Here is a 12,193-nt window from a genome sequence, read left to right on the forward strand (position 1 = left end):
CTAATCGCCATCAGTGCTGTTAAAGCCCACACGGATACCAAGTGCTGGGATTAACTGGCGTTTAATCAAACGAGTAACATCAGTCAGATGATCATATAACGCTTGCTGGTCGTCCTTACTGGCCTCTGATAAATCTTCTGGCATTTGTGCTAATAATGTGGTCGTATCAGCAAGTGTAGTCGATAGATTATCCGAAATTTTGTTTTCATCATTGCTACCAAGAATAGCCGTCAATACAGGGTCAGTCATGGCTTTATTGATCGTATCTAACTTAGCATTGATGATAGCGCGGCTTTGACCAGCTGTAGCAGCAGGCAAATGGCCTTTCGCTTTACCCGTCAGACCGAGTGGTTGATCGATAGCATTAGACTTCATGGTCTCAATCAATGACAGTAGAGAATTAAACCACTGGTTCAGCCCTCGATCGCTTTCTGCTGTTTGATCTATTGCCAATAAATCGGTCGCGTTTTGCTGCCAGTTTGTCTCGATATCTTTTAGACGCGTGCTCAACGCACTACTGGCACTAATGACGTAAGCACACTGACCAGCGTCTAAACTATCATTGGCAAACAAAGCTTCTTCCAACCCTGGAACACCCTGTACGATAGCACTCTCGTTAGCAAGCTGCTCTGGTGTTAGTTGTGGATTGGCAGCGATTAAATCAGCCACGCCACTATGTACGAGTCCGCGCTCATCAGGGTAGTAATTAATGTATAAGTTGCTCATGCTAGCCGTTGCAGGACCAAAGTTAATCATCTCAGCACTCGACCAAGCTTGTGCCAATACCAGCCACTGCGCACGTAATTCTTGTAGCTCATCACCACTGACCGGAGCTTGTGTACAGTGCTTCTGCGCCAATTCATTCAAGAGATCGCTTTGCTTTGCTGCATCGGCATACGCAGGAATCACGATATCGTCTGCCACATGTGTCAAGTACGTTTCCGCAGTCTCAGGACTGATATCTACCGCAACGATTTGCTCAGTGCTTTCTTCACTACCTTTTGCTGAGCTGTCAGTAACTGCACTATCTTGCACAACTTCTTGGCTATCTACATCTGTAGCTTGGTTGTCATCGGCAGGTTTGACACAACTGATCAGCAGTCCAGCACTCAATGCAGATAGCGCCATTGCCAAAGCGTGGTTTATTTTCATAGGTTTCTCGGTAATATTATAAGTAATAATGTATAGCGTTTTACATTGACTGTATTATAGCGACTTTAAGAACGCATTGAGCTCAATGCGACCTTGCTTGTCTAACTCTAATACTTGTTGCTTTTGCTTTTCGGCTTCCCCGCCATGCCATAAAACCGCTTCCATCAACGTACGGGCACGACCATCATGCAAAAACGTTGCTTGAGAATCCACAGTTTGAGCGAGTCCTACGCCCCAAAGTGCTGGCGTACGCCACTCATAAGAGTTGGCTAAAAATTCAACTTGGGCATCTTTTGGCGGTAGCTTGCCAGCAATCGTACGATCAGCGAGATCATCGCCCATATCGTGTAATAAAAAATCTGTGTAAGGATAAATTACTTGGCCATGCTGCTCAAGATGATCATCGTCGGTTTTTGGCAACTGGTATCTTGGTGTATGGCAGCTTTGACAGCCCATGTCATAAAAACGCTTTTTGCCAGCCAGTACGAGCGTATCATCTGCATTGCGGCGATGAGGTACTGCTAGATTGCGGGTGTAAAACTCTACAAATTTAGCAACCTCGTCATTGACTTCAACAGGTGATTTACCGTTACCTTGTTCATCCGCACCAGTCGCTGCATTTAGACAAGCGGTCTGCGTTGGCATACAGGATTCGTTAGGACGGATATTGGACGTTAGACCCATATCTTCATTAAAGGCACTTTGGTTTTGGGTAATCAACTTGGTTTGACCAGCTTTCCAACCAAATCGGCCGAGCGCACGTTTGCCTGTTTGTGGATCCATTACCCAGTTAAATTTACCACTGATATCGCTGTCATTACTATCGCTGGCTTGTTTCTTAATGTCATCGTCAGGTATTTGCTCTAACAGCCCAAGCCCAATCATCGGTAGCGCTACACGCGGCGATACCATCATGTCATCATCAAAAGCGCCATAGCCAGGTTTGGTCAGATTAAACGTTGGCGCACGTAACGTCTCAACATACCCGTCAGCAAAGGTAACTGGTTTGTCTGTCCACTGCACTGCGATTCTTGCTTCAGCAGGCACACCTTGAATACCGCGGTCTTGTAACTGCCCACCATACATAGGATGAACCACCTTTTCAATCAGTGAGTCCTTTAGCTGCTGACGCTGCTCATCAGTCGTCGCTGGCATAGACAGACGAATCAACAAACTATCAGCATCGTCATCGGCAGTCATCGGCGCATGACCTCGCCCATCTTTGACATGACAGGACTGGCAAGCTGCCACATTAAATAATGCGCCAAGCCCGTCACGGCTATCAGTACTGGCAGGAGCAACAACCCATGGCTGCTTAAAGAATGCATTACCAATAAAGAATGATCCTTTGCGGGAAGCTGCTAAGTTTGATGAAGGTTTTGAGTAGCTTTCAGCACTGCTAATACTAATGCCAGAGTCACCGCCCTGCTTAATCTCTTGAGGGTCAAAGCTCACCAATTGCTGCATCGGCACACCCGCCAGTGATTCTATATTTTTAGCGTGCTCAGACGACAGCGATTGGCTATTTTCACTGCTACTCTCAGTACTTGAGACCTGATCGGCAGTATCATCAGAAACATTGTCAGTAGCGTCTTCAGGAACACTATCGGATGGTTGACACGCACTGATAGTCACTACACTCGCGAGAATTAGCACAAGCTTAGAGGGTGTATGTCGTAGGGTTTGAGTAGCAGAAGGAGAGTCAGAGGGGTTAACATGATTAACGTTCATAGAAATTAAGTGCCTTAGCGCTAGAGTAGAACCATTAAATTTTTGTCATACCACCTCATTATATGTCTCCACGATCATTGTTCATCGACATATAATGAGGTGGTACAGAGGCCAATGGGCTTATTTAATGCTCGTAAAAATGCGCTGCCAACGGTGGCTGACAACGCACGTATTATATCTAATCTAAGTATCTAATAAACAGCGATTACTGACCTATAACGACTAATAAAACGTCCTAAAGCCAATTAGATGCTTTTAAATAAAGGCCGCTAGCTTATAAATAAGGACCGCTAGCTTAATTTTTTCTTAAAACTGTGATCCTGCATCTGCGTCTAGATTATCGATTCCAACTGCTTTTGCAGCGTTTTCGATACTGGCAGTCAGCTCTTGTAAGCTGGTGATGCCTGCTTCAACCCATCCACGACGAACGTTTTGTTCTTCAGCAGAGATACCTTCTTGGCTTGCTTGACCGACAGTTGCAATCATCTGATCAATCTTGATGCCGTCTTCTTCGCCTTTTTCAACGATAACATCGAACGCGCTTTCTACTTTATCGAATTCAGCAGCCAACTTATCAGCAGCTTCTGTGTGTCCGTTATCCGTCAAATAGTCTTTGATGCCATAACCGCCTACTGTCTTACCAGCGACTGTTGTATAGCTACCATTAAAGACGTTTTGAATACCGCGAGCATTATTGGCATAACTTAGATGCGTCAAATCACTAAAGCATTCGTGCTCATCTTCGGTAGAACCAGTAACGAAAGCAACTTGCATACGCTCAGAAGCAAGCTCACCTAGTGCTAGGCTACCCATTTGATACATAATTTGGCGCAGACCATTGTCATATTTGCGCGCTATCAAATCACTACGTAAAGTATTCTCGGTTTCAGGCTGCCACTGGGCTTCCATAGCTGTCAAGTCATCAACCAATAGTTGAGTTGCAGCGGTTAAGAATTCACCGCGGCGTTCACAGATGCTGGCATCTTCGTTGGCGGTATCACCACTAGTACACTGTCCAGCTTCAGTTGCATAGTCAGTAACTGGGCGATTACCTGCGCCTTCTCTTACACCATTGTTGTCTTGGCCCCACAGCATAAACTCAATGGCATGATAGCCAGTCGTTACGTTGGCTTCGCTACCACCGATTTCATTCATTTCTGCAAGTAGCTCAGGTGTAATCGTACTGGTATCTTGCTCAATACTACCGACAGTAATGCTATCACTATTGATGATATTTTCTTGACTATTATATTCGCCTTCATAGTCTTCACCAACATAATCAATCAGCGCCTCATCAAGCGGCCAAGCGTTGATCTGACCTTCCCAGCTATCGACGCTGTTAATGGCGCGTTCATCATTAGCCGTCACAAAACCTTCATCAAAACGGAAAATCTCAGTTTGAGAATATGGCTGACGCGCCTCTTTATAGGCAGCTTTTGCTGCATCAAGGTTTTCTTGTGTTGGAGTAGCTATGTAGTTCTCTACCGCAGTTTGCAGTAATTTGGCCGTGTCCAAAGAGTCTTTATAAGCAGCATGTGCCATGTTTGCATAACTGATAACCAGTCTATCAATATGTGCTTTTTCGGCAGCCGTCATATCTGTATTATCAGCTGTCTCTGTGTTTGCTACTTCTGTTTGCGTCTCTGTCGCTGCAACGGTGTCTTCATCGGCTTGCTTTGTACAGCCCGACACTATTAACGCTCCTGCAAGTGCAACAGCTAAGGTAGTTGGTATAAGCTTACGGCTTGTTACGGTGGAAATCGTCATACATATCCTCAAAAATATAGCAAAAAATTCGTTTTGGTTAGGTAGCCTCAATTATCTTGATAATCAAGCCATGTTACAGCAGGCTATCTCAGCGATGCACGTTGAGTCACAGTACACATGATAAGACTTTCAGTATTGTATCAATAGCAAACATTGACAAATTATAGTGTTATTGATAATCATTATCAATATTTAATTTAATATTAACCATATCTATGCATAGTTGTTGTTTTAGCCGTATTAAAAATACAAAAAAAGAGCCAGCATAGTGCTGACTCTTTTTTGAAAATATGTACTCAAATATTTAGCACGTATTTGATAGCTATATACAACTATTGATTAGTTTACGCTCTGTGGTGCATTAACTGTTAGCTCAACGCGGCGGTTCTGCTGGCGACCATAATCAGTGCTGTTATCTGCAACAGGACGTGACTCACCATAAGCCACAACGTTGATGCGGTTTGAAGCAACACCGCGAGCCGTTAGATAGTTTGCAACTGAATAAGCACGATCGCGTGATAGACCCATGTTGTAAGATGCTGAACCTTGGCTATCAGTATGACCTGCAATAGTGATAGTGTTTTGGTTGTACTGGTTCATAGTAGTAGCAAGCTTATCAAGTGTAGGCTTGAAAGATGAGTTTAGCGTTGCGTTATCAAAAGAGAACGTGATGCTACCTGGCATTACTAGATCAATGTTACCTGTCGACGGGTTTTGTTCAACAGTTACACCAGTACCAGCCATTTGCTGCTCAAGCTGCTTAGCTTGACGATCCATATAGTAACCAACACCAGCACCTAATGCTGCGCCAATTGCAGCATCACGACCAGTCTCGTCACCACCAGTAGCCTTAGAGATGGCTGCGCCACCAAGTGCACCAGCTAGACCGCCGAGCGTTGTTTTGTTTAAACTCTGTTGTCCTGTATTTGGATCAGTAACACAACCACTAAGGGCTAAACCTGATGCCACTGCTGCGACCATTAAAGTATTACGCATAATATTTCCTCTTAAGTTTAAAAAATTGTGCTTTTTACAAAGATTGTCCATTAATCTTCTAATTGCTTATCGCTATTATTATGGCAACTACACTCTAAATATGTGTAATATTTTGTCACACCTATGTATGAGAAGTGCAGGTTATATTGCTAACATCCTAATATCCGAATTTTAACCTCTCACAACCATTTCCCTTTTGCTACTACGAGTCAGCTTTATAAGCTTACACCGCAACTGGTTTCTGCTAAAATTATGTAGCTAAACTTGCCATTATTGAACATAAACAACCTTCGCATTTACATTATATTGTTATTAGCCTATTCATTTTAAGCTGCAATATCACATTTACTGGAAGCTAAACAAACAGCTGTTTGACGATTTTGATAAACAACCATTCTAACAAAGTTAAGATAAACAAATGATCGCGATACTTCAAGTAAGGTTAGTTTTATTACTATTTCATAGTGGGTTGGCATATTAGCTTCAGCGATATATGACTTATTATTAATCAGATACACTGAGAAGGATTGAGCATGCGCTTGACATCTACCATTCGAAAACTACATAAACGTTCGCCTAAGTTGGGTAGAGCTGTTTCGTTTGCAACAGCCACTGGTGTCATCGCCGCCAATAGCTTCGGCGGTAGTATTCCTTTGTGGCTGATGGGTGTCGGCAAAGTGATTACTGGCGCCTCGATTGCGGACAAAGCTGTCATCAAAATTGCTACTCACTGGATCAGTAGCAACAGTGCTTTAATAGATAATATGTTGCCTCGCAAAGATTGGCGTATCAACTTACCAGATGACATTCATACCAATGGTAAATACCTATTGGTTAGCAACCACCAATCATGGGTCGATACCAGCATCGTGCAGTATATTGGCGAAAAACGCTTGCCACTCACGCGTTTTTTTACCAAATTTGAGCTGATTTACATTCCTATCGTTGGTCAAGCTTTTTACTTTTTAGACTTTCCAATGATGCGCCGACATTCAAAAGAAGCCATTGCCAAAAACCCTGCGCTAAAAGGTAAAGACATAGAAGAAGCCAAACGTGCCTGCGCCCTGCTAAAAGACAAACCTTTTACCCTATTAAACTATTTAGAAGGTACTCGTTTCACCAAAGCCAAACAAGCTCAGCAAAAGTCACCTTATGCACACTTATTGAAACCTCGTGCAGGTGGATTATCATTGGCTATCAGCGCATTAGGTAAAGATATCGACGGCATACTAGACATGACAATCGTATACCCTGACGGTGTGCCGAGCTATGGAGATCTTTGGAAAGGCAATATCAAACGCTTGGGCGTTGATTTGCGCTATATCGACATGCCAGATGCCTTGTTCGAAAGTATCAAACAAGGTGGTTACGAAAATGACGAGGACACGAAGGCACAAATGTTCGACTGGGTTGAGCAAGTATGGCGCCAAAAAGATGAACGTATTAGCACTATGTTGGCAGATTTTGAAATAAATCCCAAAGCACAAGCTATCTAACGACGATTATCAATACTAAGCTGTTCAGCAATACTAAACTGGCTTATCGTTAAGTATTGTCAAGTACCAAGTACAGTCTATACAAGCATACTAAGTAAAAATATCGATACAACAAACATTGATGTAATAAACACCAATAACGAAATAAAAAGTTGTTGGGGAACAAAGCTACGGGTACGAGTATCACCATACACATATCTGACTTATGATATTTACTCTTAAAACAGTAAGTCCTCATAAGTAAATTTTAGTCGAATATGGGTTGTTTTTTAGCCTTATTCATTGATAATGTGACTAGTCATAAAATCATAGATTTTCGATGTCTACGCTAAGAATAAATGACAGTATATATCGATTTCTTACCCATTCTCTGTGCCATTTATTACTTATAAGGTATGACTGTGTCCACCTCTACTACTAGCTCGCCGTTAGCTACCGAACCTGTTTCGAGTCAGCCTCTCTGTTCACCAAGTGATGAGCCACCAAAACACAACCATCCAAAGCCAAGTCGCCTTAAGCTCACTTATGATATCGTCATGATTATTGCCATCAGTATTGATCTACTGTTGATCAGTATCGATGCTATTTTGATGAGCAGTTTCAGTAGTAATGCTGCAGAATGGCTAACTGTCAGTGAAGCACTTAATTGGTATCAGGTAACGCTACATGATCCTCTACGCACTGCTGGAGGATTTTTTACCATCTTTCTGGTCGTTGAGTTGTTGCTGCGTTGGGCAATTGCCATCAAACAAAAAGTCTATTATCGCTGGTTCTTTTTCCCCTTCGTTCATTGGTACGAAGTATTGGGCTGTTTCCCGCAGCTACGTGCTTTGCGACTGCTTCGAGCAGTCGTTATTGGCAGACGTCTATATCAGCTGGGTTACCAAGTTCTGCCGCAAGCATGGATCAATCGAATCAAATTCTACATTGACCTACTGTTAGAAGAGCTATCCGATCGCGTTATTCTGACGGCGATACAAAACTTTCGACAAGAACTAACCAGTTCAGACACTCATAAATCATTCATCGAGTCGACGATTGCAAAAAACCGCAATGAGATTGAAACAGCGGTATTGTCTGTACTACGCACAGAGCTTGCACCAAAGTTGCAAGAACTCACAGCCTCATCAGGTGGTGGCAGTATGTTGGCTAGTGAGATGGGCAATGCTATTGAAGAAGGATTGGCAAACACACCTGAGTTGCGACGCTACCTACGCATGATACCTATCGCGGGCAGCCTGATTGAATCACAGCTACATCACGTCGGGCACAATATCGGTGAGAATGTCGTAAATGCGTTGAACAAACGACTCTTAGACCCTAAGCGCTTAGATATACTAATGATAGAAATTGCTAGCGGTATTGCGCAAATAGATACCAATAATACAGCGCTAGATACTTTGATTTCTAGTATCATTGAGGACAGTTTGACTGCGTTTGAAGCGCAAGTAAAAGTGCAGCAATGGAAACACCAGGATATGCTAAATCTATAGTTTAGATATCCGATAGCACGATGCAATAAGAGACATAATACCGTGACAGAATTATTTTTAAGGGTTTGTATATGACAGTTTCAGCTAACGATAACCAGACTGCACCAGCGCTAGCTTTCTATGGCAAAATGCTGACGTTTTCACGCGTACAGTTTAGTACAAACGATTTAGCAGTTATAGAGGCTCAGCTAACTGAAACGCTCAGCAATAAATCAAGTAATATCCCTATCCTTATTGATAGTGACGTTGATCAGGATTTATCAGCATTGGTAGAGCTACTATGGGCATGGGGGTTACAGCCTATTGGTGTGGTGACAGGTATGCTTGATGCACAAGCACGTGAGCAGCGCTTGGCGATATTTCCAGCCGATGGTAAACGTATCGAACGCATATTACCAAGCAAAAAGCCTCCTACCCAACAAGCAGCAAAAAACAATAGTACTGAAGCAGTTGATGCTAACAGCGACGATAGCACCTCTACCACAAGCGAGCCTGCTACTGAAACGACACTGTCTAGTATGCCCACTGAGACATTGGTATGTACTCAGCATATTACTAGCTTAATCTATGATCAAATGCTACGTTCAGGACAAAGCCTCAATCATGTTGGCGGCGACTTAATTTTGACCAACAGTATTAATAGCGGCGCTGAAGCGATTACTGACAATAGCTTACATGTATATGGCCGTGCACAAGGGCGCTTAGTTGCAGGCGCAACAGGTGATAAAGATGCCCGTATATTCTGCCAAGTTTTCAATCCTTCACTGGTATCAGTAGCAGGAACATACTGCTTACGAGACAACTTACCTGAACACGTCATCGACAAATCTGTACAAGTAAAATTCGTAGAAGGTGAAGGCTTAGTATTTACCGTAATGGATGAAATTTAAGACGCTATTAAAAATAATACACGTTGAAGTGACTTTATAGAAAACTAAGGCAGTTAAGCTAACCTATTCATTTAGCCAAAAAGTATGATTATGACTCTACCAATGCCACGTAGAGAGGCTAATTGAGCGATAAATAGGTTGTTTTTCCGCTTTAGTATCGAGCTGCTATAAATTTTTATTTATTTATGCTAGGCTAGCTTCGAAGATAGTATATATATGCTAGATAAATAACATGTAGTTTTGCTATTTATTATATAAAAGATATCCCATTGATTCATAGGAGTGTGCCATTGTGGCGAAGATAGTTGTAATCACTTCAGGTAAAGGCGGTGTGGGTAAAACCACGACAAGCGCTTCTTTTGCCGCTGGTTTGGCGTTACGTGGCTATAAAACGGTTGTTATCGACTTTGATGTAGGTCTACGTAATTTAGACTTGATCATGGGTTGCGAAAATAGAATCGTTTATGATTTCGTTGACGTTATCACTGGAAACGCGCGTTTGTCGCAAGCACTTGTCAAAGATAAGCAACTTGAAAACCTATATATACTACCAGCCAGTCAGACGCGTGATAAAGACGCTCTGACAGACGAAGGGGTATCAGAGGTCATGGCTGAACTCTCTAAGCAGTTTGACTACATCATTTGCGACTCACCTGCCGGTATCGAGCGCGGTGCACAGCTAGCGATGTATCATGCTGATGAAGCAATTATTGTTACCAATCCTGAGATTTCTTCAGTACGTGACTCGGATAGAATCATCGGTATCTTACAAAGTCAGACAAAAAAAGTAGAAGAAAGCCAAGGCACTGTTCGTGAGCATTTGATTATTACTCGTTATAATCCTGAGCGTGCGGCTGCAAATGAGATGATGGATATTGACACTATCTCTAACGACATTTTAAAAGTTCCACTACTTGGCGTTGTTCCTGAGAGCCATTCAGTGCTTGAAGCGTCTAACCATGGCGAACCAGTTATTCATTATAACGACTCTGTTGCTGGTCAATGTTATGACGACATTGTCGCCCGTTTCTTGGGTGAAGAGCGTCCACTACGTCATATTAATGTGAAGAAAAAGAGTCTACTACAGCGCTGGTTTGGGGGTTAATGATGACTAAGAAAAAAGGATTTTGGAGCAGCCTATTTGGTACTGACGATAACAGTAACGCAGGTAGTGCAAATTTAGCAACTGAACGTTTAAAAGTTATTGTTGCTAGCGAAAATAGATTGAACAATCGCTTAACGGTAGATCGTATCGAAAAAATGAAGCGTGAAATTTTGGAAGTGGTGAACAAATACGTTAACGGTGTGCAAATTGATGACGTCAATATCAACCATCGTTCTGAAGACAGCTTAGATGTATTAGAAATGAATATAAATTTGCCTGAGCATCAAAAGTAATCTTCTAATAAAAACCAACCTTCTAACTGTACGTATTTTCATAATAAACGTAAAAAAGCCCCAAGTTTAATACTTGGGGCTTTTTTATGTTTATCGATTATAGGTTATTTCATGCGGGCAATGAGATTATCTTTTTTGACAAATTGATGATACAACGCTGCAGCTATATGCAAGACGGTAAAGCCAATAATCATTGGCCAAATAATCTCAGTATGCAAGTTGTTATAAAAACGTGCCAAACTTCTATCTGTGTCAACAAATACTGGAATCTGAAAAATACCAAAGATATCGACCGGTCGCCCACCATACACTGTCATCAACAAACCGACCAAAGGCATAGCAATCAGTATGGCATAAAGCGCAAAATGGGAAAGCTGAGATATTAGCATCTGCCACTTTGGCATGGGCAATGCTGGTGGCGCTTTAGTAAAGACACGATTGATGACACGAGCAATCATCCAAAATAATAAACTTACGCCAAATGCTTTATGAAACCCAATGTACGAATTGCTATCTAGATTTTGGTGCAACAATATCATTATCCATGTTACCAATAGCAAAACTGCACTGATCCAATGAAAGATACGGCTACTAGCTGACCACTTTGATACATTCAAGTTGGCATTATTCATGAGCGACTCTACTACCTCTGTCAGGAATTATCTCTAAACAATTTTATAAGTCCGCTAATAACTATTTAATGGATAAAATCATTAATATTATTGGCTGACTATTCATAGAATGGAGAATACCTTAAATACAGATAAGAATCTAGCCATCCAAATCAATCAGATGGTGGGCAATTTTATCTAAATCTGGCACTAAATAGATTTCATCATCAATCATTACTGTTTGATATAGGTAGGATGAGACGTCATTTTTATCAAAATAATCTTCTCCCTCCCCAACGTCAGTCCCACTAAACTGCTCAGGTGTCTCTACATCTTTCACTTCAGCAATACGTGCTTGCATCTGACGTAAATTACCCGCTGTCTGTAGCGCAAAACGGTGCTCAGTCGTATTACCTTCCAAGATAATTATTTTATTTGGTATTTGGTCTTGTGATAACAAATGAAAAACCACCAAATTTTGCTGTTGCCAGTTGTAACTAGAGACCTGCTGTTGACACTCATCCACACTCAAAATTAGAGCACTCGGAATGATCCAGTCTGGTTGATTAACTGCTGGAACAATGGTGACATCAAGCATCCCGTTGTTGGTAGTCAACAGACTGACAGCTTCAAACGAATGTTTCGAAATTTGTTTCATA

At 42.0% G+C, this 12,193-nt stretch carries 11 protein-coding genes; 5 read left to right on the forward strand and 6 right to left on the reverse strand.

From position 1 onward, the window contains the following. The 4 genes from ACT3QQ_RS00670 to ACT3QQ_RS00685 form a co-directional block, all read right to left on the reverse strand. Complete coding sequence (locus tag ACT3QQ_RS00670) at positions 1–1,152, reverse strand: imelysin family protein (protein WP_444526501.1); 1,152 nt, start codon at positions 1,150–1,152, stop codon at positions 1–3. A gap of 54 nt (positions 1,153–1,206) precedes the next feature. Continuing rightward, entirely contained in the window at positions 1,207–2,883 is a 1,677-nt protein-coding gene (locus ACT3QQ_RS00675) for a di-heme oxidoreductase family protein (RefSeq protein WP_444526502.1), read from the reverse strand. Between the two features lie 306 nt (positions 2,884–3,189). Then, positions 3,190–4,650, reverse strand: coding sequence for an imelysin family protein (locus tag ACT3QQ_RS00680; protein ID WP_444526503.1), 1,461 nt, complete (start codon positions 4,648–4,650; stop codon positions 3,190–3,192). Between the two features lie 339 nt (positions 4,651–4,989). Beyond that, the gene (locus ACT3QQ_RS00685; RefSeq protein ID WP_444520258.1) at positions 4,990–5,646 is read right to left on the reverse strand and encodes an OmpA family protein; all 657 of its coding nucleotides are present in this window, start codon (positions 5,644–5,646) and stop codon (positions 4,990–4,992) included. Between the two features lie 533 nt (positions 5,647–6,179). Here ACT3QQ_RS00685 and ACT3QQ_RS00690 point away from each other — a divergent pair. From ACT3QQ_RS00690 to minE, 5 genes are all read left to right on the forward strand, one after another. Beyond that, complete coding sequence (locus ACT3QQ_RS00690) at positions 6,180–7,142, forward strand: acyltransferase (RefSeq protein ID WP_444526504.1); 963 nt, start codon at positions 6,180–6,182, stop codon at positions 7,140–7,142. Between the two features lie 401 nt (positions 7,143–7,543). Beyond that, positions 7,544–8,635: a hypothetical protein gene (locus ACT3QQ_RS00695; protein WP_444526505.1), complete on the forward strand. Its 1,092-nt coding sequence runs from the start codon at positions 7,544–7,546 to the stop codon at positions 8,633–8,635. A gap of 71 nt (positions 8,636–8,706) precedes the next feature. After that, on the forward strand, positions 8,707–9,525 hold the full coding sequence (gene minC / locus ACT3QQ_RS00700; RefSeq protein ID WP_444526506.1) for a septum site-determining protein MinC: 819 nt from the start codon (positions 8,707–8,709) through the stop codon (positions 9,523–9,525). 292 nt (positions 9,526–9,817) lie between these two features. Continuing rightward, on the forward strand, positions 9,818–10,630 hold the full coding sequence (minD, locus tag ACT3QQ_RS00705) for a septum site-determining protein MinD (RefSeq protein WP_444523884.1): 813 nt from the start codon (positions 9,818–9,820) through the stop codon (positions 10,628–10,630). Positions 10,631–10,632: 2 nt separating this feature from the next. Continuing rightward, positions 10,633–10,923, forward strand: coding sequence for a cell division topological specificity factor MinE (gene minE, locus ACT3QQ_RS00710; protein ID WP_444520357.1), 291 nt, complete (start codon positions 10,633–10,635; stop codon positions 10,921–10,923). Positions 10,924–11,027: 104 nt separating this feature from the next. Here the strand turns inward: minE and ACT3QQ_RS00715 are convergent, their stop codons facing one another. Both ACT3QQ_RS00715 and ACT3QQ_RS00720 read right to left on the reverse strand, forming a co-directional pair. Beyond that, positions 11,028–11,555, reverse strand: a complete 528-nt coding sequence (locus tag ACT3QQ_RS00715; protein WP_444526507.1) for a cytochrome b — start codon at positions 11,553–11,555, stop codon at positions 11,028–11,030. A 139-nt stretch (positions 11,556–11,694) separates the two neighbouring features. Beyond that, entirely contained in the window at positions 11,695–12,192 is a 498-nt protein-coding gene (locus ACT3QQ_RS00720) for a hypothetical protein (RefSeq protein WP_444526508.1), read from the reverse strand. Position 12,193: the final 1 nt, after the last annotated feature.

The organism is Psychrobacter sp. AOP7-A1-24, assembly GCF_052376235.1.
Classification (GTDB): domain Bacteria; phylum Pseudomonadota; class Gammaproteobacteria; order Pseudomonadales; family Moraxellaceae; genus Psychrobacter.